Origin of the sequence: Sphaerotilus mobilis, assembly GCF_004216565.1 — a bacterium.
Lineage (GTDB): Bacteria > Pseudomonadota > Gammaproteobacteria > Burkholderiales > Burkholderiaceae_C > Sphaerotilus > Sphaerotilus mobilis.
Genome location: NZ_SGWV01000007.1, coordinates 604523 through 630636 on the forward strand (window position 1 = coordinate 604523; position 26114 = coordinate 630636).

Annotated in this window: 22 protein-coding genes and 1 tRNA gene; 10 read left to right on the forward strand and 13 right to left on the reverse strand. The window is 69.2% G+C overall.

Annotated elements, in window-relative coordinates; genetic code table 11:
* Positions 1-8 precede the first annotated feature (8 nt).
* The 4 genes from leuC to EV685_RS02995 form a co-directional block, all read right to left on the reverse strand.
* Positions 9-1433 (reverse strand): 3-isopropylmalate dehydratase large subunit, encoded by a 1425-nt coding sequence (gene leuC / locus EV685_RS02980; protein WP_130480469.1) that lies wholly within the window; start codon positions 1431-1433, stop codon positions 9-11.
* 19 nt (positions 1434-1452) lie between these two features.
* Entirely contained in the window at positions 1453-2409 is a 957-nt protein-coding gene (locus EV685_RS02985) for a LysR family transcriptional regulator (RefSeq protein WP_130480470.1), read from the reverse strand.
* 262 nt (positions 2410-2671) lie between these two features.
* Positions 2672-4132 carry an FAD-binding oxidoreductase gene (locus EV685_RS02990; RefSeq protein ID WP_242615388.1) on the reverse strand — a complete coding sequence of 487 codons (1461 nt, stop codon included), beginning with the start codon at positions 4130-4132 and terminating at the stop codon, positions 2672-2674.
* 16 nt (positions 4133-4148) lie between these two features.
* A complete protein-coding gene (locus tag EV685_RS02995; protein WP_130480472.1) occupies positions 4149-4571 on the reverse strand; it encodes a DUF2069 domain-containing protein in 423 nt (140 codons plus the stop codon).
* Positions 4572-4652: 81 nt separating this feature from the next.
* Here EV685_RS02995 and EV685_RS03000 point away from each other — a divergent pair, with 81 nt between their 5' ends.
* Together EV685_RS03000 and EV685_RS03005 are read left to right on the forward strand one after the other, a co-directional pair.
* Positions 4653-5930, forward strand: coding sequence for a YihY family inner membrane protein (locus tag EV685_RS03000; protein ID WP_130480473.1), 1278 nt, complete (start codon positions 4653-4655; stop codon positions 5928-5930).
* Between the two features lie 125 nt (positions 5931-6055).
* A complete protein-coding gene (locus tag EV685_RS03005) occupies positions 6056-7684 on the forward strand; it encodes a methyl-accepting chemotaxis protein (protein WP_130480474.1) in 1629 nt (542 codons plus the stop codon).
* Positions 7685-7694: 10 nt separating this feature from the next.
* On the opposite strand, the gene EV685_RS03010 is transcribed toward EV685_RS03005, so the two are convergent.
* Both EV685_RS03010 and EV685_RS03015 read right to left on the reverse strand, forming a co-directional pair.
* On the reverse strand, positions 7695-8567 hold the full coding sequence (locus tag EV685_RS03010) for an alpha/beta fold hydrolase (protein ID WP_130480475.1): 873 nt from the start codon (positions 8565-8567) through the stop codon (positions 7695-7697).
* A complete protein-coding gene (locus tag EV685_RS03015; RefSeq protein WP_130480476.1) occupies positions 8567-9922 on the reverse strand; it encodes an O-acetylhomoserine aminocarboxypropyltransferase in 1356 nt (451 codons plus the stop codon). Before EV685_RS03015 ends, EV685_RS03010 begins: the two co-directional genes overlap by 1 nt.
* 95 nt (positions 9923-10017) lie before the next feature.
* Between EV685_RS03015 and EV685_RS03020 the strand changes: the two genes are divergently transcribed.
* Complete coding sequence (locus EV685_RS03020; protein ID WP_130480477.1) at positions 10018-10500, forward strand: CBS domain-containing protein; 483 nt, start codon at positions 10018-10020, stop codon at positions 10498-10500.
* A gap of 84 nt (positions 10501-10584) precedes the next feature.
* Here EV685_RS03020 and EV685_RS03025 read toward each other — a convergent pair whose 3' ends face one another.
* Entirely contained in the window at positions 10585-11151 is a 567-nt protein-coding gene (locus EV685_RS03025) for a chemotaxis protein CheW (RefSeq protein WP_130480478.1), read from the reverse strand.
* Between the two features lie 288 nt (positions 11152-11439).
* On the opposite strand from EV685_RS03025, the gene aroC reads away from it, so the two are divergent.
* The 3 genes from aroC to EV685_RS03040 all read left to right on the forward strand — a co-directional run bounded on the left by aroC (position 11440) and on the right by EV685_RS03040 (position 15930).
* A complete protein-coding gene (gene aroC / locus EV685_RS03030; RefSeq protein ID WP_130480479.1) occupies positions 11440-12543 on the forward strand; it encodes a chorismate synthase in 1104 nt (367 codons plus the stop codon).
* Positions 12544-12677: 134 nt separating this feature from the next.
* The gene (locus EV685_RS03035; protein WP_130480480.1) at positions 12678-14420 is read left to right on the forward strand and encodes a methyl-accepting chemotaxis protein; all 1743 of its coding nucleotides are present in this window, start codon (positions 12678-12680) and stop codon (positions 14418-14420) included.
* Positions 14404-15930, forward strand: coding sequence for a chemotaxis protein CheW (locus tag EV685_RS03040; protein ID WP_130480481.1), 1527 nt, complete (start codon positions 14404-14406; stop codon positions 15928-15930). Before EV685_RS03035 ends, EV685_RS03040 begins: the two co-directional genes overlap by 17 nt.
* 47 nt (positions 15931-15977) lie before the next feature.
* Here EV685_RS03040 and EV685_RS03045 read toward each other — a convergent pair.
* The 6 genes from EV685_RS03045 to cysS form a co-directional block, all read right to left on the reverse strand.
* A tRNA-Ser gene (locus tag EV685_RS03045) sits at positions 15978-16068 on the reverse strand.
* A 97-nt stretch (positions 16069-16165) separates the two neighbouring features.
* The gene (locus EV685_RS03050; protein ID WP_130480482.1) at positions 16166-17434 is read right to left on the reverse strand and encodes an aspartate kinase; all 1269 of its coding nucleotides are present in this window, start codon (positions 17432-17434) and stop codon (positions 16166-16168) included.
* 54 nt (positions 17435-17488) lie between these two features.
* On the reverse strand, positions 17489-18859 hold the full coding sequence (tilS, locus tag EV685_RS03055) for a tRNA lysidine(34) synthetase TilS (protein ID WP_242615389.1): 1371 nt from the start codon (positions 18857-18859) through the stop codon (positions 17489-17491).
* Positions 18860-18935: 76 nt separating this feature from the next.
* The gene (locus EV685_RS03060) at positions 18936-19904 is read right to left on the reverse strand and encodes an acetyl-CoA carboxylase carboxyltransferase subunit alpha (RefSeq protein WP_130480483.1); all 969 of its coding nucleotides are present in this window, start codon (positions 19902-19904) and stop codon (positions 18936-18938) included.
* 89 nt (positions 19905-19993) lie between these two features.
* Positions 19994-20650, reverse strand: coding sequence for a DNA-3-methyladenine glycosylase family protein (locus EV685_RS03065; RefSeq protein WP_130480484.1), 657 nt, complete (start codon positions 20648-20650; stop codon positions 19994-19996).
* Between the two features lie 8 nt (positions 20651-20658).
* Positions 20659-22035 carry a cysteine--tRNA ligase gene (gene cysS, locus EV685_RS03070; RefSeq protein ID WP_130480485.1) on the reverse strand — a complete coding sequence of 459 codons (1377 nt, stop codon included), beginning with the start codon at positions 22033-22035 and terminating at the stop codon, positions 20659-20661.
* Positions 22036-22322: 287 nt separating this feature from the next.
* On the opposite strand from cysS, the gene EV685_RS03075 reads away from it, so the two are divergent.
* Genes EV685_RS03075 through EV685_RS03090 form a run of 4 tightly spaced genes read left to right on the forward strand, consistent with a single transcriptional unit; the run spans position 22323 to position 26108 of the window.
* Positions 22323-24185 carry a L,D-transpeptidase gene (locus EV685_RS03075; RefSeq protein ID WP_130480486.1) on the forward strand — a complete coding sequence of 621 codons (1863 nt, stop codon included), beginning with the start codon at positions 22323-22325 and terminating at the stop codon, positions 24183-24185.
* Complete coding sequence (locus EV685_RS03080) at positions 24182-24751, forward strand: peptidylprolyl isomerase (protein WP_130480487.1); 570 nt, start codon at positions 24182-24184, stop codon at positions 24749-24751. The genes EV685_RS03075 and EV685_RS03080 overlap by 4 nt, the downstream gene beginning before the upstream one ends.
* Before the next feature lie 2 nt (positions 24752-24753).
* Entirely contained in the window at positions 24754-25263 is a 510-nt protein-coding gene (locus EV685_RS03085) for a peptidylprolyl isomerase (protein WP_130480488.1), read from the forward strand.
* On the forward strand, positions 25260-26108 hold the full coding sequence (locus EV685_RS03090; RefSeq protein WP_338054425.1) for a UDP-2,3-diacylglucosamine diphosphatase: 849 nt from the start codon (positions 25260-25262) through the stop codon (positions 26106-26108). Before EV685_RS03085 ends, EV685_RS03090 begins: the two co-directional genes overlap by 4 nt.
* Positions 26109-26114 lie beyond the last annotated feature (6 nt).

The following is a 26114-nucleotide window of genomic DNA, read 5'->3' on the forward strand; positions in this document are numbered from 1 at the left end:
TCCCTGGGTCAAGCGATGCGACGGATGTCGACGAAGTGGCCGTTCATGGCGGCGGCGGCGGCCATGGCCGGACTGACCAGGTGGGTGCGACCACCGGCGCCCTGACGGCCTTCAAAGTTGCGGTTGCTGGTCGATGCGCAGCGCTCGCCCGGTTCGAGCCGGTCGGCGTTCATCGCCAGGCACATCGAGCAGCCCGGCTCGCGCCATTCGAAGCCGGCGGCGCGGAAGACCTCGTGCAGGCCCTCGGCCTCGGCCTGCGCCTTGACCAGGCCCGAACCCGGCACGACCAGCGCCAGCTTGACGTTGCTGGCCACGCGCCCGCCGATGCGACGCACCACGGCGGCGGCTTCGCGGATGTCCTCGATGCGGCTGTTGGTGCACGAACCGATGAAGACCTTGTCGATGCGCACATCGGCGATCGCCTTGTTCGGCTCCAGGCCCATGTAGGTCAGCGCGCGCTCGATGGCCGAGCGCTTGACGTCGTCCTTCTCCTTGTCGGGATCGGGCACACGCTCATCGATCGCCAGCACCATCTCCGGGCTGGTGCCCCAGGTGACCTGCGGGCGGATCTGGCTCGCGTCGAGTTCGACCACCGCATCGAAATGCGCACCGGCATCGCTGTGCAGCGTGCGCCAGTGGCTCACGGCCTGATCCCACTCGACGCCCTTGGGCGCGAACGGACGGCCCTTCACATAGCCCAGCGTGGTCTCGTCGACGGCAACCAGGCCGGCGCGTGCGCCCGCCTCGATCGCCATGTTGCAGACCGTCATGCGGCCTTCCATGCTCAGCGCACGGATGGCGCTGCCGCCGAACTCGATCGTGTAGCCGGTGCCGCCGGCGGTGCCGATGCGGCCGATGATGGCCAGCACGATGTCCTTGGCGGTCAGGCCCGGCGTGAGCTTGCCCTCGACCTTGACCAGCATGTTCTTCGCCTTCTTGGCCAGCAGCGTCTGGGTCGCCATGACGTGCTCGACCTCGCTGGTGCCGATGCCATGCGCCAGTGCCCCAAACGCGCCGTGCGTGCTGGTGTGGCTGTCGCCGCAGACGACGGTCATGCCCGGCAGCGTCGCGCCGTTCTCCGGGCCGATGACGTGCACGATGCCCTGGCGCTGGTCCATGAAGGGGAAGTAAGCCGCCGCGCCGAACTCGCGGATGTTGCTGTCCAGGGTCTGGATCTGCAGCTTGCTGATCGGGTCGGCGATGCCGTCGTAGCCCTGCTCCCAGCCGGTCGTCGGCGTGTTGTGGTCGGCGGTGGCGACCACCGAGCTGACGCGCCAGACCTTGCGGCCGGCCAACCGCAGTCCCTCGAAGGCCTGCGGGCTGGTCACCTCGTGGACCAGGTGGCGGTCGATGTAGAGCACGGCGGTGCCGTCTTCCTCGGTGTGGACGACGTGTTCGTCCCAGAGCTTGTCGTAGAGGGTGCGTCCGGTCATGGCGACTCCTGGTGGCGGATCAATCAGGTTGGATCGGGGTCGACGAGGCGCTCGCCACGTCATCGGAGGGGTTCGGTTCGACGGGCGTGGGTGCGTCCTGGCGCAACAACTCGACGAAGCGGCGGGTCACGGCCGGCAGCACCTCTTGCGCCCGCACCGCGACAAGGTAGTCGCGCCGCGCCCAGGGTTCGGCGAGCCCGACCAGGCCGATGGCGTAGGCCTGCGACAGCCGCTGCGCCACGCCGGTGGGCAGGATCGCCACGCCCAGGCCGGCGGCGACGAGCTGCGCGATGGCATCGAAGCCGCGCACCTGCAGCCTGGCCTTCAGGCTGCGGCCCTGCGCGGCGGCCTCGGCCAAGATGATGTCCTGCGCGGCTGCGCCAACGTGCAGGCCCACGAAGTCGACGTCGAGCAGATCGGCCAGCTTGAGCGAGGCGCGGCGGGCCAATGGATGGGCGGCCGGCGCGATCACGGTCAGCTCGCCGTGGCGGTAGAGCCAGGTGCGCAGACCCGGCTCGATCACCGGCGGCACAAAGATGCCGACATCGGCCTGGCCCTGCAGCACCGCGCGCTGAACCTGCGTGCTGGTCTCGTCCTCCAGGCTGATCTGCACGCCCGGATGGGCCTTTGAGAAGGCCGCAAGATCGGGCGGGAGGCACTCGGCGATGGCTGAGGAATTCGCCACCACCCGCAAGGTGCCGCGCACGCCGTGGGCGTAGTCGGCCACCTCGTCCTCCAGCGCATGCAAGCTGGCGTGCAGGGAACGGATGTGGCGCACCAGCGCCTGACCCGCCGGCGTGGGCTCGATGCCCCGCGCGCGCCGCTCGAACAGCTGCACACCCAGGCGGGACTCCAGGTCGCTCAGGCGCTTGCTGGCGGCGGCCAGCGCGAGGTGTTCGCGTTGCGCGCCGCGCGTGATGCTGCGGGTTTCGGCGATGGCCAGCACGAGGTTGAGCGTGACGAGATCAAAGCGCATGGGGGGCCGCCCGAGACCCGGGCGGCGGCGAGACCGTCATGGTCGCACGCAGGCTCCGCCGGGCCCATCGAAGGTCGTCAATTGTGCCTTCGCGCAGCACGAAGGCTGCCGCCACATCCGCAGCGCAGACCCGCTCGTCGGCCTTGCATGGCGCCAGACCGCTGGCATCACCGAGCCGATCGAGCCGACCGAGGCGATCGAGCCCATGGCTGAGCCCGCTGATCGCCGTGCATCCACCCCGCGTGCCAGCGGGCAGCCCCCGTCACATTGGCAACACCCGCCCTGGATTCATGATCCCCAGCGGATCCAGCGCCTGCTTGAGTCGCCGCATCAGGGCCAGCGCGACCGGGTCGTGGCGGCGGGCGAGTTCGTCGCGCTTGAGACGGCCGATGCCATGTTCGGCCGAGATCGTGCCGCCGTGGCTGCCCAGCAGGTCGAAGATGCGTGTGTTGATCGGCCCTTCCCAGCGGGCCAGGAAGTCGGCAGGCGCAACGCCTTCGGGGGCCATGACGTTGTAGTGCAGGTTGCCGTCGCCCCAGTGGCCGAAGTCGATGTGTCGGGCGCCGGGCACCAGGGCCTGCACGGCGGCATCGGCTTGACTGATGAAGGCCGGGATGCGCGAGGTCGGCAGGGCGATGTCATGCTTGATGTTCAGGCCGTCGCGCGCCTGGGCCAAGGGGATCGATTCGCGCAGGCGCCAGAAGGCGGCGGACTGGCTCAAGGACTGAGCCACCCAGGCGGTGTCGACGATGCCGTCGTCGATGGCCGCGGCCAGCACGACTTCGAGCGTGGCCTGGGCACGGTCCGGGTCGCTGGCGTCGGCGCTTTCGAGCAGGACGGTCCAGGCCTGGCTGGCATCCAGATCGCCCGGAAGGTCGGCTGGCACGGCCTGTGGCAGGTGCTTGCCGACCAGGGCGATCGAGGCGGCGTTCATGACCTCGAACGCCGCCAGCGCCCCGCCGCTTCCAGCAAGGGCGGCCTGCAGCAGCGCGATGGCCGCCTCGGCGCTGGCGCAGCGGGCCAGCGCGGTGGCGGTGCTGCGGGGTTGTGGGTGCAGGCGCAGGACGGCGGCGGTGATGACGCCCAGCGTGCCTTCGCTGCCGATGTAGAGGTCGCGCAGGTCGTAGCCGGTGTTGTCCTTGCGCAGGCCACGCAGGCCGTCCCAGACCTCGCCGGCAGGTGTCACCACCTCCAGCCCCAGGCACAGCGCGCGGGCATTGCCGTGGCGCAAGACCTGCACGCCACCGGCGTTGCTGGCGAGGTTGCCGCCGATGGTGCAACTGCCTTCGGCGGCGAGGCTCAGCGGCAGCAGCAGCCCCTGCTCGGCGGCAATGTCCTGGGCGGTCTGCAGGATGCAGCCGGCTTCGAGCGTCAGCGTGAGGTTGGCGGCGTCGACCGCACGGATGCGATCGATCCGGCGCAGCGACAGCACGAGTTCGCGCCCGCTGCCATCGGGTGTCGAGCCGCCCACCAGGCCGGTGTTGCCGCCTTGCGGGACGACAGGCAGGCGGTGCGCATGGGCGATGCGCAGGACCGCTGCCACCTCGGCCGTGCTGGCCGGGCGCAGCACGGCGGCGGCTCGGCCGAGGTAGCGGCCACGGCGGTCAACTTGCCAGCCATCGGCGTCACGGCCGGCGAGCGCGTCGCCCGTCAGGACATGGTCAGCGCCGATCGCCGCGCGCAAGTCGGCCAGCGCGCTGGCGGGCAAGGCGTTGGCCGCCACGGGCAAGCCGGCGTGGTCAGGCTGCGCGGGCAGCCGCGGTCGCGGCGGCGCGTCCGGCGGCCAATCGCAGCCGCACATGCATCGCACAGGCGGTGAACAACGCCACGCCGAGCAGGACCTCGCCCAGCGCCAGCATGGCGCCGGTGCCGGACTCGCTGGTGGCGCGCACCAAGCCTTCGGTCACATAGAGCCAGACGGCCAGGCTGAGCCAGCGGTAGGTGTAGAGCCGCATGCGCCACAGGCCGGGCAAGGCCAGCAGCAAGGGCAAGGCCTTGATCGCGAGCGTGCCCCGACCGGTCGGGGCCCAGACCAGCTCCCAGCCCAGCGCCAGCACGGCCAGCGCGAGGGCCGTCAGCAGCGCGGCCCAGCGGCTGGCCGACACGCCCGGCGTCGGTGCGGCAGCGGTCGTGTCTGGGGCGGTGGGCAGGCGGTCGGACATGGGTCGTGGAAGGGGCAGAAGCTGGGGCCAGAGGCCGGTGACTTGCAAGGGTGCCAGAAGGCGGCTGGCATCATAGCCAGCATGTCCTTGAGCCTTGATCAGACCGATCGTCCCGACCCGCATCCGACCCTCACGCGCTGGCGTCGCCTGCGCGCGTCGACCCGGCTGGCCTGGCGATCGTTGCAGAACTGGCCCTGGCTGGACACGCTGCGCACGCTGCGGCAACGCTTCCGCGAAGACCGCCTCGGCGTCGCCGCCAGCAGCCTGACCTTCACCACGCTGATCGCGCTGGTGCCGCTGGCCACGGTGATGTTCGCGGTCTTCACCGCCTTTCCGATGTTCGGCAGTTTCCGCAAGGCGCTGGAGGTCTATTTCCTGCAGAACCTGGTGCCCGACCAGATCGCCAAGCCGGTGCTGTTGCAGTTGACCAGCTTCGCGACCAAGGCCCACCGGGTCGGCTCGGTCGGCCTGGTCTTCCTGGGTTTCACCGCGATCGCGCTGCTGCTGACCATCGACCGCGCGCTCAACGCCATCTGGCGCGTGCGCCGCCAGCGCCCGATCGCCCAGCGGGTGCTGGTGTACTGGGCGATCGCGACGCTGGGGCCGCTGATCGCGGGGGTCAGCCTGTCGCTGACGTCCTATGCGCTGTCGGCCTCCAAGGGCTTCGTCGACGACCTGCCGGGCGGTGTGGCCTTGCTGCTGGACGTGGTCGAGTTCAGCCTGATGGCCAGCGGCATGGCCGCGCTCTACCGCTTCGTGCCAGCCACGCAGGTGCGCTGGACCCATGCCTGGGCGGGCGGTGTCTTCGTGGCGTTGGGCTTCGACCTGGCCAAGCGCCTGCTGGCCGTCTACCTCAAGACCACGCCGATTTATTCGACCATCTATGGCGCCTTTGCGGCCGTGCCCATCTTGCTGGTCTGGATCTATGTCAGCTGGGTGATCGTGCTGATGGGCGCGGTCATTGCCGCCTATGCACCCAGCCTGCAGATGCGGGTGGTGCGCTCGGCCGCCCTGCCCGGCTGGCGCTTCACGCTGGCACTGTCGCTGCTGCGGGCGCTGGCCCAGGTGCGCGAATCGCCCCGGCGCGGCCTGAGTCTGGCCGAGCTGGCCGAGCAGCTGCACGTCGACCCCCTGCAGATCGAGCCGGTGCTGGAGCAGCTGGCCGCGCTCGACTGGATCGGCCGGCTGGACGAGGAAGGCGCCGGTCGCATCGTGCTGCTGACCGACCCGGCAACCACGTCGCTCGCACCCTTGTGCGACACCTTGCTGCTGGCGCCGCAGCGGCAAAACAGGGCGGTGGCTGCCGCGCTTGGCTGGCAGGAGCGGCGTCTGGCGGACGTCCTGGACAGTTCCGGTTGACCGCATAACTGGGTGGCGACGAGGGTCTTTTTCCGGAATTTCGTGAACCGGCGATTTCCTACGCTTGGGTGCATCAACGGATCGCCCGGCAGCCCGCCGACCCGGAACTGGAACACGCCACCCACATGCGCACCAACCTGCCTGTCAGCCAACGCGAATTCCCCTTCCCGAGCGGTGCCACGTTGGTCTCGACGACGGACCTGCAAGGCCGCATCACCTACTGCAACCCGAGCTTCATCACCGTCAGCGGCTATGAACGCGAGGAACTGCTCGGCCAGCCGCACAACCTGGTGCGCCACCCCGACATGCCCGAGGAGGCCTACCGCGACCTGTGGGCCACCGTGCAGGCCGGCCTGCCGTGGTCAGCCGCGGTCAAGAACCGACGCAAGGACGGCGATCACTACTGGGTGCTGGCCAATGTCACGCCGCTGATGGAGGGCGATCGCCCGGTCGGCTACATGAGCGTGCGCACCGAGGCCACGCGCGAACAGATCCAGGCCGCCGAGGCGCTCTACGCGGCCATGCGCGAGGAGAAGGCCAGCGGCCGCGAGGTCCATGTGCTCAACGGTGGCGAGTTGCGCCGCAAGGGCCCAGCGGGCCGGCTGCGGCGGCTGTTCCAGCTCGATGCGGCGCACCAGGTGGTGGCCCTGCACCTGCTGACCGCCGCCGCGACCTTTGGCGTGATCGAGCTATCTCTGTTGCTGGACGCCGGCATGTGGCCCTGGCTGCTGCTGTTGCCGATCGCGCTGGCCAATGGTGCGTGGACGCGGCGGGTGGCCTTCAACCCGATCGCACGCCTGACCGACTACGCCAACCGCATCGCCGCCGGTGACCTGACGCAGCGCCTGGACGTGCGCAGCCGCGGCGTCGTCGGCCAGTGCGAGCGGGCCTTGAACCAGCTGGGCGTGAACCTGCTGGCCATCGTCGGTGATGCCCGTTCCGGCGTTCACCACCTGCGCAACACGGCCGGAGAGCTGGCCCAGGGCAACCAGGACCTGTCGGGCCGCACGGAGTCGCAAGCCTCCAGCCTGGAACAGACGGCAGCCTCGATGGAGCAGATCACCGGCACGGTGCGCCAGAGCGCCGAATCGGCCCGTGGGGCCGCCGCCTTTGCCGACCAGGTCAATGCGGTGACGCAGCGCACGGCGCAGGCGGTCGACGGCGTCAGCCAGACCATGCAGGAGATCAACCGCTCGTCGGCCCGCATCAACGAGATCATCGGCGTGATCGACGGCATCGCCTTCCAGACCAACATCCTGGCCTTGAACGCGGCCGTCGAAGCGGCACGCGCCGGCGAGCAAGGTCGTGGCTTTGCGGTCGTGGCCGCCGAAGTGCGCTCGCTGGCCCAGCGCACGACCGGCGCGGCACGCGAGGTCAAGCAGCTGATCCAGGACTCGACCGCCAAGGTCGGTGCCGGCGCGCAGCAGACCGAACAGGCCCGCAGCTCGATGGAGGAAGCGCTCGAGTCGGTGCGACGCATGGCCGCGCTGGTCGGCGAGATCGACACCGGCGCGGGCGAGCAGCTCAGCGGCATCTCGCAGGTCAACGAGGCGGTCGCCCACATGGACGCGCTGACGCAGCAGAACGCCGCGCTGGTCGAGCAACTGGCCGCCGCCGCGATGGCGGTGCGCAGCGAGAGCGAGGCGGTCGCCGAGATCGTCAACGTGTTCCGGCTGAACGCCTCGGAACACCGCCCCGCGTCCGACGCGGTGGCCTTGCGGCGCGAGATGAAGGGCGTGCGGGCCGGCGGCTGACGCAGCCCGATCAGCCCGCCTGCAGTGCGGCCCTGAGTGCCTTGAGCAGGCCCTCTGGGTCTTCCTGCATCAACTCGTGGCCCGCGTGGGGCAGGCTGTGCACGACCGCGTCCAGCCGGGCGCAGACGTCGCGCGCGGCACGCGGCAAGGTCATGCGGTCGCGCTCGCCCAGGATGGCCGCGCAACGGGTGCGGCCACCCGCGGCGATGCGATCTGCCGCATCGAGCCCGACGGTGTAGCCATTGCACAGGCCGAAGTCGTGGTGAAAGAGGTTGTGCTCGATGCCCGCCAGGCCGGCGGATCGGGCCAGCACCCGCCGCATCAACATCCGGCTGGCGCCGTGGTGCCAGGTGCCCGGACCGGGGTTGCCGGGCTTGGCGGCCAGGCTGCTGTGGGCGAAGCTGACCACCATGTCGATGGCCTTCTGTGGCTCGGTCGCAGCGGTCTGCAGCAAGGCCGGCGAGACCGGCATCGGCACGGCGGTGCCAACCAGCACCAGGTGGTCGATCTGCCGCGCGCTGTCCGCACCGGCGCAGCGGGCGGCGGCTTCCAGTCCGATCAGCGAACCCATGCTGTGGCCGACCAGCGCGGCGCGGTTCACGCCCAGACGCGCCAACAGCGCCAGCAAGGTCTCGGCCAGATCGGCCACGCTGGCCTGCGCCGGGCCGGTGCTGCGGCCATGGCCGGGCAGGTCGACCGCCAGCACGCGCCAGCCATGGTGTGCGAACCAGCGCGCCGGCAGGGTCCAGACGCTGTGGTCGTTGAGGGCGCCGTGCACAAAGACGACGACCGGGCGGCTGTCGTCGTCCGACCACGGCTTGCCGCCGGTGTAGGCATACAGGCCGACCGGACCGGCGGGGGTGGCAAGGTCGATGATCTGCATCAGCGGCTCCCGACGGGTGTTGCAGCGGCATTCCCGGCGACCTTCTCGGCGGTCTTCTCAGCGGTCTTCAGCGCCCGCTTCAGGTCATCGACCAGGTCGTCGGCGCTTTCCAGCCCAATCGACAGGCGCACCGTGCCGGGCCCGATGCCGGCGGCGGCCAGCGCGGCGTCGTCCATGCGGAAGTGGGTCGTCGAGGCCGGATGGATCACCAGCGAACGCGCATCACCGACATTGGCCAGGTGGCTGAAGATCTCCAGCGCCTCGATGAAGGCGCGTCCGGCTGCGCGGCCGCCTTTGAGGTCAAAGCTGAAGACGGCGCCACAGCCCCGTGGCAACAGCCGCTGCGCCAGTGCGTGGTCCGGGTGGCCCGGCAGCTCCGGGTAGGCGACCCGTTCGACGCCCGCATGGCCGGCCAGGAAGTCGACCACGCGGCGGGTGTTGTCGATGTGGCGCTGCATGCGCAGCGACAGGGTCTCGATGCCCTGCAACATCAGCCAGGCGGTGTGCGGGCTCATGCAGGCGCCGAAGTCGCGCAGGCCTTCGCGGCGGGCCCGCAGGCCAAAGGCAGCGACGGGGCTTTCCTCCGTGAACACCATGCCGTGGAAGCCGGCGTAGGGCTCGCACAACTCGGGGCAGCGGCCGTGTGTGTCGTGCGCGCCCTGCCAGTCGAAGTTGCCGCCGTCGACCAGCACGCCGCCCACCACCGTGCCGTGGCCGCAAAGGAACTTGGTCGCCGAATGCATCACCAGCGCGGCGCCCAGTTCGGCCGGACGCTGCAGCCAGGGCGTCGCGAAGGTGGCATCGACCAGCAGTGGCAGGCCGTGGTCACGGCCGAGCTGGGCCAGCGCGGGGATGTCCAGCACGTTCAGGCCGGGGTTGCCGAGCGTCTCGCCGAACAGCAGCCGGGTCTCGGGCCGGATCGCGGCGCGCCAGGCATCGAGGTCGCCCGGCGGCACGAAGGTGGTGTGGATGCCCAGTCGCGGCAGCGTGTAGGCGAGCAGGTTGTGCGAGCCGCCGTACAAGGCGCTGCTGGCGACGATGTGGTGGCCGGCGCCCGCCAGCGTCGTGATCGCAAGGGTCAGGGCCGCCTGACCGCTGGCGGTGGCCAGCGCGCCAACGCCGCCGTCGAGCGCGGCCATGCGTTCCTCGAACACGGCGGTGGTCGGGTTGGACAGCCGGCTGTAGACGTGGCCGGGCCGTTCCAGGTTGAACAGCGAGGCCGCGTGTTCGGTCGATTCGAAGACGAAGGACGTGCTCAGGTAGAGCGGCACCGCACGCGCGCCGGTGGCGCTGTCAGGGCCTGCGCCAGCATGGAGCGCGAGGGTGTCAAAACCAGGGTCCGAGACGCCTGCCATGGGGTTCTCCTCGTGTCGGGGCGGCCGGGATTGTGGGCTATATTGATTCCAGAGCGCCCACTGCGCACCCGCCATCCAGGACGAGGAGAGTTCCCATGAAAGTCAGCGACATCCTGCGCGTCAAGGGCAACACGCTGTTCACGGTTTCGCCGGACCAGCCGCTGTCGGACGCCATCCTTGCCATGAGCGAAAACGACATCGGTTCGCTGGTGGTCATGCACCACGGCGACCTGGTCGGCATGCTGACCTTCCGCGAGGTCATTCAGGCGGTGGTCAAGAACGGTGGCAGCGTCGGCCAGTCGACCGTGCGCGGCGTGATGGACGACCACCCGCTGACCTGCACCCCCGGCACCGAGATCGATGAAGTCCGCCGCATGATGCTGGAGCGCCATGCCCGCTACATGCCCGTGCTGACCGAGCGCACGCTGATGGGCGTGATCTCCTTCTACGACGTCGCCAAGGCGGTGGTCGACAGCCAGGACTTCGAGAACCGCATGCTCAAGGCCTACATCCGCGACTGGCCGGTCGAGGAAGAGGCGGCCGATCAGGCCAAGGCTGCGCAGGCGACCGGCGGCTGACGCGGTTCGCGGCTCGCAACGCAAGAAGGGCACCGCAAGGTGCCCTTCGTCGTTTGGGTCGAGCGCCGGTGGCGTCGCGCCGTGTCAGTGCATCGCGGCTTCGATCAGGCCCATCTCGGCGCCGCTCATCAGGGCCTCGATGTCCATCAGGATCAGCATGCGGTCGGCGACGTTGGCGATGCCGGTGATGTAGCTGGTGTCGACGGCGGCGCTGATGTCCGGTGCGGGACGCACGGCCTCGCCGGGCAGTTCCAGCACGTCGGAGACCGAGTCGACCACCGCACCAACGACGCGGCCGCGGATGTTCAGCACGATCACGACGGTGAAGCCGTTGTAGTCGGCGTTGTCGCAGCCGAACTTCAGGCGCAGGTCGACGATCGGGACAATCACGCCGCGCAGGTTGACGACACCCTTGAAGAAGGGCGCGGCATTGGCGATGCGGGTCGGCGGCTCGTAGGAGCGGATCTCCTGAACCTTCAGGATCTCGATGCCGTATTCCTCGCTGCCAAGGCGGAAGGTCAGGAACTCCCCACCCAGGTGGTTGGAGCCGGACGCGCCATGGGCCGCCCCGCTGACGGACCGGCCGGCCTTGCCGCCGCTGCTGGCGTGATTGCTGCTGGTGGCCGGGAGAGAGTCAAGAACCATGCTCATGGGTTACCTCGGTGTGCGTTCGCGGGTCGGTCGGGTTGACATGACCCCGTCCCTGGCCATCCGGAAGACCCGTGAAGGTGGAACCGAAGGCGGGGTGCTGGAGATGGATTGTTCGCGTCGTGCCCCAGTCCGAAGCGCTGAGCAACAGGCGTTTTGCCGGCCTTCTCCGGGGCTGCAACCGGGACTGGCAAAGCCGTCCACCGCCGGGCTGCGAGCCCGTTCGGCCAGGGGTGCCCCCCCTACAATCGCGGCCCCTGTTTCCCACGCCTGCACTGGCAGGTCCGCGCGATGTCCGGCAGCACCTTCGGTCACCTGTTCTGCGTCACCAACTTCGGCGAGAGCCACGGCCCCGCGATCGGCTGCGTGATCGACGGCTGCCCCCCGGGCATGGCCCTGTCCGAGGCCGACATCCAGCCCGACCTGGACCGCCGCCGCCCCGGCACCAGCCGCCATGTCACCCAGCGCAACGAGCCCGATCAGGTCGAGATCCTGTCGGGTGTCTACGAGGGTCTGACCACCGGCACGCCGATCGCCCTGCTGATCCGCAACACCGACCAGCGCAGCAAGGACTACGGCAACATCCTCGACACCTTCCGACCGGGCCATGCCGACTACACCTACTGGCGCAAGTACGGCCTGCGCGACCCGCGCGGCGGCGGCCGGTCGTCGGCCCGCATGACCGCGCCGATGGTGGCCGCCGGTGCGGTCGCCAAGAAGTGGCTGCACGAGGCCCACGGCACCACCTTCACCGGCTGGATGAGCGCACTCGGCGAGATCGACATCCCGCACGAGGACGAGACCCAGATCCCGCTCAACCCCTTCTTCGCCCCCAACGCCGGCATCGTCGAGCGGCTGGAGGCCTACATGGACGCGCTGCGCAAGGCTGGCGACTCGGTCGGCGCACGCATCGAGGTGCGCGCGCGCGGCGTGCCGGTCGGCCTGGGCGAGCCGCTCTACGACAAGCTCGACGCCGACATCGCCCACGCGATGATGGGCATCAACGCGGTCAAGGGCGTGGAGATCGGCGCCGGCTTTGCCAGCGTGGCCCAGCGCGGCAGCGAACATGGTGATGGTCTGACGCCGGCCGGATTCGCCAGCAACCATGCCGGCGGCGTGCTGGGCGGCATCTCGACCGGGCAGGAGCTGGTCGTGTCGCTGGCGATCAAGCCGACCAGCTCGATCCGCAGTCCCAAGCCGTCGATCAACCGGGCCGGCGAGCCCACCGTCGTCGAGACCTTCGGTCGTCACGACCCGTGTGTGGGCATCCGCGCCACGCCGATCGCAGAAGCCATGCTGGCCCTGGTCGTCATGGACCATGCGCTGCGCCACCGGGCCCAGTGCGGCGACGTGCAGCTGCCGATCGCGCCAATCGCGCCAATCGCGCCGATCTGAACAACGGCGCAAGAAGCGCGACTTCAGGGGCTCTTCTCCTTCGATGCCAGGGCGGCGCCGGCCATTAAGGTCTGGATCACCTGAACTGCGGCAGTTCCGCGCAGTCACCGCCTGACCGCCCTGGAGTTGTGCCCTTGAACGTCCCCCTCAATCCCGCCACGCTGGCCGCTGCCGACCGCGACCACGTCGTCGCAGACCCGCAAGACGATGCCGGTGCCTTCTTCGCGGCGCTGGGTGCCAGCCACGCGATGGCGCACTACACGCCCGACGGTGTGCTGCTGTGGGCCAACGAGCCCTACCTGACCCTGTTCGGCTACCCCGAAGGCGAACTGCTCGACCAACACCACAGCGTGTTGTGCGAGGTCGGCATGCCCTCGCATTCGGACGACATCGTCATGTGGACCCGCCTGCGAGCCGGCCTGATCCAGCGCGGCGACTACCACCGCCTGCACCGTGACGGGCGTTCGCTCTACATCCAGTCGTCCTACCTGCCACTGACCGATGCCCAGGGCCAGGTCCGCAAGGTCATCCAGGTCGCGGCCGACGTGTCCGAGCAGCGCCAGGCGGCGCACGAGTCGCGCGCCTGGTCGACGGCGATCTCGCGCTCGCAGGCCGTCATCGAGTTCGACCTGAGCGGGCGCGTGCTGCGTGCCAACGACAACTTCCTGCGCCTGCTGGGCTACCAGGCTGGCGAGGTGCTGGGCCAGCACCATCGGCTGTTCGTCGATCCGGCCGAAGCCGCCAGCACGGCCTACACCGTGTTCTGGGACCGGCTCGCCCAGGGCGACTTCATGAGTGGCGAGTACCGGCGCATCGGCCGCGACGGTCGTGAGGTCTGGATCCAGGCCACCTACAACCCGGTTTTCGACCTCACCGGCAAGCCGTGGAAGGTCGTCAAGTTCGCCCAGGACGTGACCGTCAGCAAGCTGCACAACGCCGAGTTCGAGGCCAAGGTGGCGGCGATCGACCGGGCCCAGGCCGTCATCGAGTTCGACCTCGACGGCCATGTGCTGACGGCCAATCGCAACTTCCTGGCCGCCATGGGCTACACGCTGCGCGAGATCCAGGGCCAGCACCACAGCCTGTTCTGTCCGCCCGACTACACCCGCAGCCGCGAGTACCGCGACTTCTGGCTGCAGCTGGGCGAAGGCAAGTTCATCAGCGGGCGCTTCCACCGGCGCGGCAAGTTCGGCCGCGATGTCTGGATCCAGGCCGCCTACAACCCGGTGCTGGACCTCAACGGCCGGGTCATGAAGATCGTCAAGTACGCCTACGACGTCACCCACGAGGTGCAGCTTGAGCAGCGCGTGCAAAGCAAGTCCCACGAGATGTCGGGCAGCGTGCGCGGGCTGCTGGACTCCATCACCCAGATCGCCGCCAACTCCGGCGTGGCCGAGGAAATCTCGCAGGAAGCGGTGCGGGCGGCGACCGCCGGGCACGAGGCGCTGACCAAGTCGATCCAGGCCATCGGCGTGATCGAGACCAGCTCGGACCAGATGTCGCAGATCGTGCGCGTGATCAGCGAGATCGCCGCCCAGACCAATCTGCTGGCCTTCAACGCCGCGATCGAGGCGGCGCGGGCTGGGGAACAGGGCGTGGGCTTTTCGGTCGTCGCCATCGAGGTCCGCAAGCTCGCCGAGCGCAGCGCCCAGGCCGCCGCCGAGATCACCCGCTTGATCCAGCAGTCGGTCCAGCAGATCGCCCACGGCGCGACCGTCAGCCACGAGGCGGCGCACAGCTTCGAGGCCGTGCTGGCCGCCATCGAGAAGGCCGGACGCAATGTCAGCGCCATTGCCCTGTCGACCGAACGGCAGCGCCAGGTGGCCGCCGAGGTCTCGGTGCTGATCGAAGACCTGAGCCGTGTCGCCGTCGACTGAGCCGAGCCACTGGGGCAGCTTCACCCTCGGCGGCGCCTCCTACGCGGTGCCACTGGAGCACCTGCGCGAGGCCGTGCCAGCGGGTCGCCTGTCGGTCTGGCCGGGCACGGCCGCCTGCGTCACCGGTGCCATCGAGTTGCGCGGTCTGATGCTGCCGGTGGTCGACCTGCGCCGACTCGCCGGTGCGGCTGCCGCCGCCGCTGACAGGCCCGAGGACGTCGCCCCGCTGGTCATCGTCATCGCCCACGCCGGCCACCTGCTGGGCCTGTGCGCCGACGCGGTCACCGGCATCTTCCAGGCCTCGGCCGAGCGCGTGCAGGCCGTCACGCTGGCCGATGGCAGCGAGCCCTGCGTGCGGGGCTCGCTGGTCCGACCGGACCATGGCGAGCTGCTCAGCGTGCTGCATCCCCCGGCCCTGATGGCCCTGCCCCAGGTGCCACGCTGTCGCGATCCCCGGACGGCGACCCCGCCTGACGATACCGCCGAAGGCGCGAGGCCGGGCCGCTCGACGATCCCGGGCGGGATCCATTGGCTGCTGGTCCAGGCCGGCGATTGGCGTCTGGCGATCGATTCAGCCCGCGTGCGCATGGCCGTCCCTCTGGACGGCCTGCGCCCCAGCGTGCTCAGCCGCATGCCCGGCAACACCGACTGCCTGGGCGAGTGGCCGCACCCGAGCCACCCGATCACGGTCATCGACCCGCTGGCCCGCAGCGGCCTGGGTGCGCTGGCCGAAGGCCAGGCCCGTCAGGCCCTGCTGCTCGACACCGACGGCGGCCTGCTGGGTCTTGCCATCGGCGCGGTGCTGGACGTGCGCCAACTGCCCGCCACGGCACTGCAAGCAATGCCGGGCGGGCGGGTCACACAAGCGCAATGGTTCGCCGGCGTGCTGACGCTGGAACAACCGTCCGACGACCGGGACGCCAGCCCCGTGCTGGCCCTTGATGCGCAGCGCTGGACGGCGCACGCGGAGCTGTCGAACTTAGCCAGCCTGCATGGCCAAGCACGCCATGCGGACAGCGCGCTCGCCACGCGTGAGGCGGCCACATCGGCACTGACGTTGATCACCTACGCATTGCCGGCAGAAGCCGGCACGCCCATCGACCAGATCGACGAGGTGCTGCCCTGGCGGGCCGACCGTGCCGGTCTGGACGACGACGGCTGCAACCCGTGGCTCGGTCTGGTGATGCACCGCGACCGACCGGTCGTGCTGCTGTGCCTGCGCCGCTGGAGCGGCGTCGACGCCGGCCCGATCGATCCAGAGGCCAGCATCCTCGTGGTGCGCAGCGGCGTCCACCGCATGGGCTTTGTCGTCCCACGCCTGCTGACCATCGAGTCGGCCGGCTGGCAACCCGCCGTCGCCGGCATGCTCCGCCACCGCAGCCCCAGCCCGATCACGGCGTCCCGCTTGGCCCAGGTCAACCCCGCCACCGGCCCCCGCCGCCTGGTCCCGGTCCTGGACCTGCAGGACATCGCCAGCAAGGCCTTGGCGTTGCGGGCCGTGGCGGCATAACGGGCAAGAAAAAAGCCCAAGTGAATCCATCACTTGGGCTTCGATCTTGGCGGAGACGGAGGGATTCGAACCCTCGATGCGCTTTTGGCGCATACTCCCTTAGCAGGGGAGCACCTTCGGCCACTCGGTCACGTCTCCGAAGAAGGAAGAGTATAGCCTGAATCTCTTCAGGCTCCAGCCCCGGCCGCTTCAAACCACAGGCAGCGCCGCTCGGCGGCACCACCCGATCCGTCCATCAAGTGTTGGGCTGGTCGAGGTCAAAAGCCTTGTGCAGGGCGCGCACCGCCAGCTCCATGTACTTCTCGTCGATCACGACGGAGGTCTTGATCTCGCTGGTGGTGATCATCTGGATGTTGATGCCTTCCTCGCTGAGCGCGCGGAACATCGTGCTGGCCACACCGGCGTGCGAGCGCATGCCGATGCCGACGATCGAGACCTTACAGATCTTCGTGTCGCCCAGGACTTCCTTGGCGCCCAGTGCCGGCACGACATCCTTGTTGAGCAAGTCAACGGTGCGCTGGTAATCGTTGCGATGGACCGTGAACGAAAAATCGGTGCGGCCGTCGTGCGAGACGTTCTGGATGATCACGTCCACATCGATGTTGGCATCCGCGACCTTGCCCAGGATGCTGTAGGCGATGCCCGGCTTGTCCGGCACACCCATCACGGTGATCTTGGCTTCGTCGCGGTTGAACGCGATGCCCGACACAACGGCTTGTTCCATCTTCTCGTCTTCCTCGAAAGTGATCAGCGTGCCCGACTTGGCTTCTTCCTCGATGGCGATGTCCCACGGCGTGAAGCTCGACAGGACCCGCATCGGCACGCGGTACTTGCCCGCAAACTCAACTGACCGGATCTGCAGCACCTTGGAGCCCAGACTGGCCATCTCCAGCATCTCCTCGAAGGAGACGGTGTGCAGCCGACGCGCCTCAGGCACAACGCGCGGGTCGGTGGTGTAGACGCCGTCGACGTCGGTGTAGATCAGGCACTCGGCGGCCTTCATCGCCGCCGCCACGGCCACCGCTGACGTGTCCGAGCCGCCACGGCCCAGCGTCGTCACGTTGCCGTCGCCGTCGATGCCCTGGAAGCCGGTGATGACAACCACCCGGCCAGCGGCCAGATCGGCGCGCACACGAGCGTCGTCGATGCTCTCGATGCGGGCCTTGGTGTAGGCCTGGTCGGTCTTGATGGGCACCTGCCAGCCGTTGTAGCTGATGGCCTCCATGCCCTCGGCCTGCAGCGCCAGCGCCAGCAGACCCACGGAGACCTGCTCGCCGGTGCAGGCGATCATGTCGAGTTCGCGCAGCACGGCCGGCGTCTGGACGGCCGGCGAGACCTCCTTGGCCAGGCCCAGCAGGCGGTTGGTTTCACCGCTCATCGCGGAGGGCACGACCACCATCTGGTGGCCGGCACGCGCCCACTTGGCGACGCGCTTGGCGACGTTGCGGATGCGCTCGGGTGAGCCCATCGAGGTGCCGCCGTACTTGTGAACGATCAAGGCCATGTCGGTTGCTGATAAAGATCTGCCGCGCGACTGCCGCGCGGGAAACCCGACATTTTAACGACCTGCTGCCGGCCACGGCTCCCAACTCAAGCTCCACTGCGCTTGACCGTCCGGCGCGCGTGCCCGCGCATCCACGCCCAGGCCAGGCACCAGCACCAGCGCATCGCCTCGCCACAGCAAGGGCGCCTGGCGCGCCCATGGCGGCACACCGGCCGCCTGGAACTGCTTCTTCAACGACCGGGGCGGTCCGCCGGTGTGGGACTGGAATTGCTCACCGCCTCGCCGCGCTCGCAACTCGACCGCGTCGACGCCGGCCAGCGCGATGCCACCGGTGTCGGCCGACTCGATCACCACCGAGCCCAGCCATTCGGGTACCTCATACCGTCCCGCCTGCAGCGGAACCCGGCAGATCGGCGCGCCACGCGGCACGGCATCGCCCTGGGCCACCCAGCGAAGGCGGGCGCGGTAGGCATGGACCACACCGCCTGGCGTGGCCCAGCGCCCGTCGGGCGCCTGCAACGGTTCGGTCGACAGCCGCATCAGCTGCGACTGCCCCGGCGCACGCTCGCCCTGGTCGAGCAACCAACGCCGCAGCAGGTTGCGGCGCCGGGCGGGGTCCAGTCCCGCCAGGCGGGCGATGGACAGCGCCTGCGGATCGTCCGGATCTCGCACCGCGCTCAGGTCGACCTGGGCCAAAGCATCCAGGCAGACCCGGGCGTCCTGGGCCATGCGCACGCTGGTCAAAAGAGCCTCGTCGGCCTGCGCGAAGGCGCTTCGCAAGGCCGGCAGGACTTTCAGGCGCAGCCGGTTGCGGGCCATGCGTGGATCGGCGTTGCTGTCGTCCTCCACGTGGCTCAGGCGATGAGCCACTCGATGGGCCTCCAGCTCGGCACGTGGCCGATCCAGCCAAGGTCGGACCCAGCGCAAGCCGTCACGCACGATGTCACCGGGCATGGCCGACAAGCCTGACGGACCGGCGCCACGCAGCGCCTGCAGCAAGAAGGTCTCGACCTGGTCGTCGCGGTGATGGGCCAGCAGCACGGTGTCGCAGCCGGCCTCGCGGGCCATCTCTGCCAGGGCTTGGTAGCGCGCCGTCCGGGCATGCGCCTCCAGGCTGGCACCGGGTGGCACGACCAGGGCCAGTCGGCGCACGCGCAGATCGACGTGACAGAGGTCGGACCAGGCCTGCACCTGCGCGGCGCAATGGGCCTCCCACGCCGCTGCGTGGGCGCTCAAGCCGTGTTGGACGTGCAGCGCATGCACCTGCACACCGCTGCGCGCGGCCCACCAGCAGGCCATGTGCAGCAACACGCTGGAGTCGCGCCCGCCGCTGTACGCGACAGCCACATGCCGCAAGCCCGCCAGCGCCGGCAGGTCGTCAAGCTCAAGCGCAGCTGGCATCGCGGCGGGCATCGCGTCAGTCATCGCGGCAGGCCTCGGAAAGCAGAACGGCCGGCCCGGTCATGCCGGGACGGCCGTCGTGGGCTGAGGCGCGAGCGGCTCAGGCTTTGGTGTCGTTGTAGCGGCCGTAGGACTGCAGGCGCGCATAGCGCTGATTGAGCAGATCGCGGGTCTTCAGGTCGGAGACCTGGCGCAGCGCATCGTTGAGCGCACGCTTGAGCGATGCGGCCATGGCCTTCGGGTCGCGGTGTGCGCCCCCGACCGGCTCGCTGACGATCTTGTCGACCAGCGACAGCGCCTTCAGGCGGTGCGCGGTGATGCCCAGGGCCTCGGCCGCATCGCTGGCGCGCTCGGAGGTCTTCCAGAGGATGGACGCACAGCCCTCGGGCGAGATCACCGAGTAGACCGAGAACTGCAGCATCAGCACCTGGTCGGCCACGCTGATGGCCAGCGCCCCACCGGAGCCGCCCTCGCCGATGATGGTCGTGATGATGGGCACTTCCAGTTGCGCCATCTCGAAGATGTTGCGGCCGATGGCCTCGGACTGGCCGCGCTCTTCGGCACCGATGCCGGGGTAGGCGCCGGGCGTGTCGACGAAGGTGAAGACCGGCAGGCCGAACTTCTCGGCCAGCTTCATCAGGCGCAGGGCCTTGCGGTAGCCCTCGGGGCGCGACATGCCGAAGTTGCGCGCGGCGCGCTCCTTGGTGTCACGGCCCTTCTGGTGGCCCAGCACCATGCAGGGCTGGCCATTGAACCGGGCCAGGCCGCCCACGATGGACAGGTCGTCGGCGTAGTGGCGGTCGCCGTGCAGTTCCTGAAAGTCGGTGAAAACCTCGTTGACGTAGTCCAGCGTGTAGGGACGCTGGGGGTGTCGGGCGATCAGCGTGACCTGCCAAGGCGACAGGCTGGAGTAGATGTCCTTGGCGAGCTGAAGGCTCTTCTTGGAGAGCCGGTCGATCTCCTCGGAGATGTCGACCGCAGACTCGTTCTGCACGTAGCGCAGCTCTTCGATCTTGGTCTCGAGTTCGGCGATCGGTTGCTCGAATTCGAGGAAGTGTCGTTTGCTCATGGGCGCCTTTCCTGTGGCTGGTTGGACGGTTGCCTGTAACAAGCACATGCCGCGCCAGCACGTGGCTAGAAATGGGTGGGCAGTGTAGATCAGTAGTCCACCGGCAAGGGATCGAGGCTGCGCCAGACGTACCAGGTCGCCACCGACCGGAAGGGCGCCCAGGCGTCCCCGACCTCGCGCGCCTCGGCACGCGAAACCGGCTCGCCGCTGAAGTAGTTCAAGCTGATGCCCTTGATCAGGCCGAGGTCGTCCAGCGGCAGGACGTTCGGGCGCATCAGGTGGAAGATGAGGAACATCTCAGCAGTCCAGCGGCCGATGCCGCGGATGGCCACCAGTTCTTCGATGATGGCCTCGTCATCCATCGCCGACCAGTGCGACTCATGCACCTCGCCGTCGATGAAGTGTTGGGCCAGGTCGCGCAGGTAGTCGCATTTGCGGGCCGACAAGCCAGCCGAGCGCATGGCTTCGACCCCGAGATCGATGACCCAGCCAGGCTGCAGTGGCGCATCGGCTGTCGCCCCGAGCGCCAGAAAGCGCAGCCACACCGACTGGGCCGCTTTGACCGAGATCTGCTGGCCGACGATGGAGCGCGCCAGCGTCGTGAAGGCGTCGCCGCGGCTTTGCAGCCGCGCCTCGCCGAAGCGCGGGATCAGCTTCTTCATGACCCGATCGCGCTTCATCAGGTGCCGGCAGGCCTCGTCCCAGTAGTCGGGCGTGACCAGCGACGACGTCGCGGGCGTGCTCATCGGGGCGCTCAAGCCTTGACCCAGGTCGTCCCCTGCGGGGTGTCCTTGAGGATCACGCCCTGCGCCGCCAAGACATCACGGATGCGGTCAGCCTCGGCAAAGTTGCGCGCTGCCTTGGCCGCCTTGCGGGCTTCGATCTGAGCGGCGATCGCGGCTTCGTCCAGACCCGAACTCGCCCCGCCTTGCAGGTAGGCACGCGGCGCCTGCTGCAACACGCCCAGCACACCCGCAAGCTGGCGCAGCAAGCTGGCGGACACGCGGTCGCGGCTGCGGTTGACCTCACCGGCCAGCTCGAACAGCACGGACACCGCGATCGGCGTGTTGAAGTCGTCGTCCATCGCGGCCTTGAAGCGCGCGGCCGCGTCCACGGTCCAGTCGATCGGCGCATCGGCGTCGACCTCGACACCGTCAAGTGCGGTGTAGAGCCGGGTCAGCGCGTTGCGGGCATCGTCCAGGCCGGCATCGCTGAAGTTGAAGGGGCTGCGGTAGTGGACCCGCAGCATGAAGAAGCGCACCGTCTCGCCGTCGTAGCTCTTGAGCACGTCGCGGATGGTGAAGAAGTTGCCCAACGACTTCGACATCTTCTCGTTGTCGACGTTCAAGAAGCCGTTGTGCATCCAGTAGCGCACCCACGGACGGCCGGTCGCGCCCTCGGTCTGGGCGATCTCGTTCTCGTGGTGCGGGAACTGCAAGTCCAGGCCGCCGCCGTGGATGTCGAACTGCTCGCCTAGCAGCGCGCAGCTCATGGCCGAGCACTCGATGTGCCAGCCCGGACGACCGGTGCCGAAGCGGCTCTCGTACTTGACGTCGGCCGGCTCCTCGGGCTTGGCCGACTTCCACAGCACGAAGTCCAGCGGGTCGTCCTTGCCGTCGTTGACGGCCACGCGCTCGCCGGCGCGCAGTTGGTCGAGCGACTTGCCCGACAGCTTGCCGTAGCCCTCGAAGCGGCGCACCGCGTAGTTCATGTCGCCGGTGCCGCTGCGGTAGGCCAGACCCTTGTCCTGCAGGCGGCCGATCAGGTCCAGCATCTGCGGCACATATTCGGTCGCACGCGGCTCATGGGTCGGGCGCTCGATGCCCAGCGCGCCGATGTCCTGGTGCATGGCCGCGATCATCTCGTCGGTCAGGGCGCGGATCGTGATGCCACGCTCCGTCGCGCGGCGGATGATCTTGTCGTCGATGTCGGTGATGTTGCGGACATACGTGACCTTGTATCCGCTGGCTCGCAGCCAGCGGTAGACCACGTCGAAGGCCATCATCATGCGGGCATGGCCGATGTGACAGAGGTCATAGATCGTCATGCCGCAGACGTACATCCGGACGTGACCCGGCTCCTGCGATTCGAAGGTCTCGACCGCGCGGGTCAGGCTGTTGTGTAGGCGCATAGAACGACGCAACTCCGGGCGCTTCGCATGTTGGTGACATCGAGCGGGTGCAACCCTGGTCAGACCTCGCAGGACCCGCTCGAACAGGGGGATTCAGGCTTGACAACCGCAAGTCGCGCGCCCCTCGGAACGGCCACCTTGCGGGGCCTGTCCAGGCCCTCGTGCAGCCTCCCCTAGAATGAAATCAGTATAGCCCTGGACCCTCTGACGTGAGCCTTGCGCCACCCTTGCGACCGCCCTCGCGGACGGCCTGTCGACCGGTCTGCTCGAAGGGTCCGGCAGCCCGCATGGGAGCCCTGCTGGCGCTGGTCCTGGGCCTGCTGATCGGCCTTGCTAACGGGGCTCGCGCGCAAGCCTCGGCGGACCTGCAGGTCAACGACCCCTTGGCCATCGAGCTCGACGTCGCACTGGGCCTGGCACGCAGCGGTCAACGCGACGCGGCCCGCCTGCAACTGGAGGCGCTGGCGCGTCGCTGGCCCGATCGTCCCGAGCCCCACATGAACCTGGCGACGCTGGCCATCCAGGACCAGGACGGGCCCGCCGCACGGTCCCATCTGGAGGCCGCCCTGCGGACCAGCCCGATGCATGCGCGCAGCTACGAGCTGCTGCAACTGTTGCATGGCCAGATGGCCCGCCACGCCTATGACCAAGCGCTGGGCCAGACCCGCGGCGACAGCTTGCCGTTGACCTTGCCGTGGACCTTGCCGAAGGCCGCATCCCGTCCGCTGACGCCGGCACGCGCCGACAATCCAGCGCTGGCCGCAAGCCCTGCGGCCAGCGCCGAACCGCCACCCCGGACTGCCGCGCCTGACGTGACCGTCGACACCCCGCCTTTCGCCTCCATGACGTCCACAGAGGCCCCTGCCGCGTTGCCGCGTCTGGCATGGGTCGCGCTGCTCAGCCTCGCCTTGCTGGCGGGCGGCATGTCGCTGGCCTGGGCCCGCACACGGCCGGTCGACAAGCCCATCGCCAGCGCGGTCCCGGCCGATGACATCGACCTCGCAACGGCCTATGCAACGACGATCCAGCCCGATGACGACGCCGTGTCGGCCCCGCGCGGGGCGGCACCCGAGGCGCGCCTGATCGCGGTCTACCGCCTGATCGGTCAGGCGCGCCTGCCGCAGGCGCTGGCGGCGGTCGAATCGTTGGTCCGCGACGTGCCGCAGTTCGCGCTGGCCCAGCTGGTCTATGGCGACCTGCTGCTGGCGTCCACCGGCGACCTCACCCCGTCGACGACCAACGCCAACCCGCCGCAAGGACAGGCTCTGCGGCGTGAGGCCGTGCTGCGCCTGCAGGCCCTGCGCGAGGCCCCGCCGGCGGGCACCTGGCCGCGTCAGGTGCTGCAGCTCTCGGCCAGCGTGCGGCATGTGGTTGCCGTCGACACCACGCGGGCGCGGCTCTACGTGATCGAGAACCAGGCCGGCAGCCCGCGCATCGTCGGCGACCACTACGTCTCCATCGGCAGCCGCGGCACCGGCAAGCGCAGCGAGGGCGACCAGCGCACGCCGCTCGGGGTCTACAGCATCACCAGCCACCTGGCGGGTGCCCAGCTAGGCGACTTCTATGGCGCGGGCGCCTTGCCGCTGAACTACCCCAACGACCTCGATCGCCAGCTCGGCCGCACCGGCGCCAACATCTGGATCCACGGCACGCCGACCGGCCAGTACGCCCGCGCGCCCCTGGCAACCAACGGCTGCATCGTGATGGCCAACGACGACCTGGCGCGCTGGCTGCGCCTGCTCGCGCCCCGGCACACGCCGGTCATCGTGGCCGAACGGCTGGACTGGGTCGCGCCCCGGGCGCTGATGGCACCGCGCCAGACCGCGCTCGGCCTGATCGAGACCTGGCGCCGGGCCCGCATGCAGCCGGACCTCGATGGTTTGATGGCGCTGTACTCGATGCACTTCGACAACGGCGAGGATGGCTACGATGCGTGGCGCGAACGGCTGCGCGTCGAAGCCAAGGCCGGCGCGGGCCGCGAACGTGAGCTCGATGAGCTCAGCGTGCTGAGCTGGAACGACCCACGCGAACTGCTGGTGGTGACCTTCCGTGAACGGCTGCGCGGCAGCACGCACGGGCTGATGCGGCGCCAGTACTGGTCGCACGACAGCGGACAATGGCGCATCTTTTCCGAAGGAGTCCTCGAATGAAACTGGCCACCTTGGCCCGCGGCGCTGCCGCTCTCACCCTGGGCCTCGCGCTGAGCGGCGCGGTCCTCGCACAGAAGGTGCGCCTGTCGACCACGGTCGGCGACATCGTCGTCGAACTCGATGCCGCCAAGGCCCCCAAGACGGTCGAGAACTACCTCGGCTACGTCAAGGCCGGTCACTACGACGGCACGGTGTTCCACCGCGTGATCCCGAACTTCATGATCCAGGGCGGCGGCATGGACGCCAGCATGAAGGAAAAGACCACCAAGGCGCCGATCCCGCTGGAGAGCCGCAACGGCCTGTCCAATGTGCGCGGCTCGATCGCGATGGCCCGCACCATGGTGCCGGACTCGGCCACCGCGCAGTTCTTCATCAACGTCAAGGACAACCTCTTCCTCGACCAGCCGAACTCGCAGGACGGCAACGGCTACGCCGTCTTCGGCAAGGTCGTCGAAGGCATGGACGTGGTCGACAAGATCCGCGCCGTGCCCACCGGCAACCGTGGCATGCATCAGAACGTGCCCAACGAACCCGTCATCATCAAGAAAGCCACCCTGGAGAAATGAACATGGCAGCCCCTCAAGTCGACCTTCACACCACCGCCGGCGTCATCCGCATCGAGCTCGACGACGCCAAGGCGCCGCTGTCGGCCGCCAACTTCCTGAGCTACGTCGCCAGCGGCCACTACGACGGCACGGTGTTCCACCGCGTCATCAAGGGCTTCATGGTCCAGGGCGGCGGCATGGAGCCGGGCCTCAAGCAGAAGCCCACCCAGGCCGCGATCCAGAACGAGGCCAACAACGGCCTGAAGAACGACAAGTACACCTTGGCGATGGCGCGAACCAACGCACCGCATTCGGCCACCGCGCAGTTCTTCATCAACACCGTCAACAACGACTTCCTGAACTTCCGCTCCGAGTCGCCGCAGGGCTGGGGCTATGCGGTGTTCGGCCGCGTCGTCGCCGGCACCGAGATCGTCGACCAGATCGAGAAGGTCCGCACCGGCACCCGTGGCCACCACGACGACGTGCCGGTCGAGGACGTGGTCATCACCAAGGCCGTGGTCGTCACCGCGTGACCCTGGCCGAGGAGCGCCACGTCGACGCCATCGCGGCGTCTGCGTGGACCTTGCCGGCGCACTGGCAGGCGGTCGAGTTCATCGCCGACCTGCATCTGGCCGAGGACACCCCCGCCTCGCTGGCCGCGCTGGTCACGCACCTGCAGCACACCGACGCCGACGCGGTGCTGCTGCTGGGCGACATCTTCGAGGTCTGGATCGGCGACGACAGCCTGGCCGAGCCGGGCAGCTTCGAGGCCCGCGCAATCGCCGCGCTGATGGCCGCGCTGGTTGCCGCCCAGCGGACCCGCGCGCGGCCACTGGCGCTCGCCTTCCTCGTCGGCAACCGCGATTTCCTGTTCGGCCCGTCCGCCTGCATGGCCGCCGGCCTGCAGGCCCTGGTCGACCCCACCGTGCTGATCGCCCCATGGGGCGAACGACTGCTGGTCGCCCACGGCGACGCCTGGTGCCTGGACGACACGGCCTATCAGGCCTTCCGCACACAGGTGCGCAGCGCCGCCTGGCAGGACTCCTTCCTGGCCCGGCCCTTGGCCGAGCGCCGCGCCATCGCCCGCCAGCTGCGCGAGGCCAGCGAAGCGCGCAAGCAGTCCGAAGGCGTCGAGTCCTACGGCGACCTCGACGACCGCGCCGTGCGCACCGCACTGCAACAGTCCGGCGCCCGCACGCTGGTGCACGGCCACACGCACCGACCGGCCCGGCACGACCTGGGCGGCGGCCTGTCGCGCTGGGTCCTGAGCGACTGGCACGACCTGCCCGGCGGCCACGCACTGCAGCGCGCCGACGTGTTGCGCTGGAGCGCCACGGGCCTGGCTCGCCGCCCGCCCTGCGGCGACAACTTGTCCTGAGTCGGG

Bases quoted from the DNA above. Each gene is read 5' to 3' on its own strand.
- leuC (WP_130480469.1), bottom strand. From the start codon at position 1,433: ATGACCGGACGCACCCTCTACGACAAGCTCTGGGACGAACACGTCGTC.
- EV685_RS02985 (WP_130480470.1), bottom strand. From the start codon at position 2,409: ATGCGCTTTGATCTCGTCACGCTCAACCTCGTGCTGGCCATCGCCGAA.
- EV685_RS02995 (WP_130480472.1), bottom strand. From the start codon at position 4,571: ATGTCCGACCGCCTGCCCACCGCCCCAGACACGACCGCTGCCGCACCG.
- EV685_RS03000 (WP_130480473.1), top strand. From the start codon at position 4,653: ATGTCCTTGAGCCTTGATCAGACCGATCGTCCCGACCCGCATCCGACC.
- EV685_RS03005 (WP_130480474.1), top strand. From the start codon at position 6,056: ATGCGCACCAACCTGCCTGTCAGCCAACGCGAATTCCCCTTCCCGAGC.
- EV685_RS03010 (WP_130480475.1), bottom strand. From the start codon at position 8,567: ATGCAGATCATCGACCTTGCCACCCCCGCCGGTCCGGTCGGCCTGTAT.
- EV685_RS03015 (WP_130480476.1), bottom strand. From the start codon at position 9,922: ATGGCAGGCGTCTCGGACCCTGGTTTTGACACCCTCGCGCTCCATGCT.
- EV685_RS03020 (WP_130480477.1), top strand. From the start codon at position 10,018: ATGAAAGTCAGCGACATCCTGCGCGTCAAGGGCAACACGCTGTTCACG.
- EV685_RS03025 (WP_130480478.1), bottom strand. From the start codon at position 11,151: ATGAGCATGGTTCTTGACTCTCTCCCGGCCACCAGCAGCAATCACGCC.
- aroC (WP_130480479.1), top strand. From the start codon at position 11,440: ATGTCCGGCAGCACCTTCGGTCACCTGTTCTGCGTCACCAACTTCGGC.
- EV685_RS03050 (WP_130480482.1), bottom strand. From the start codon at position 17,434: ATGGCCTTGATCGTTCACAAGTACGGCGGCACCTCGATGGGCTCACCC.
- tilS (WP_242615389.1), bottom strand. From the start codon at position 18,859: ATGACTGACGCGATGCCCGCCGCGATGCCAGCTGCGCTTGAGCTTGAC.
- EV685_RS03060 (WP_130480483.1), bottom strand. From the start codon at position 19,904: ATGAGCAAACGACACTTCCTCGAATTCGAGCAACCGATCGCCGAACTC.
- EV685_RS03065 (WP_130480484.1), bottom strand. From the start codon at position 20,650: ATGAGCACGCCCGCGACGTCGTCGCTGGTCACGCCCGACTACTGGGAC.
- cysS (WP_130480485.1), bottom strand. From the start codon at position 22,035: ATGCGCCTACACAACAGCCTGACCCGCGCGGTCGAGACCTTCGAATCG.
- EV685_RS03075 (WP_130480486.1), top strand. From the start codon at position 22,323: ATGGGAGCCCTGCTGGCGCTGGTCCTGGGCCTGCTGATCGGCCTTGCT.
- EV685_RS03080 (WP_130480487.1), top strand. From the start codon at position 24,182: ATGAAACTGGCCACCTTGGCCCGCGGCGCTGCCGCTCTCACCCTGGGC.
- EV685_RS03085 (WP_130480488.1), top strand. From the start codon at position 24,754: ATGGCAGCCCCTCAAGTCGACCTTCACACCACCGCCGGCGTCATCCGC.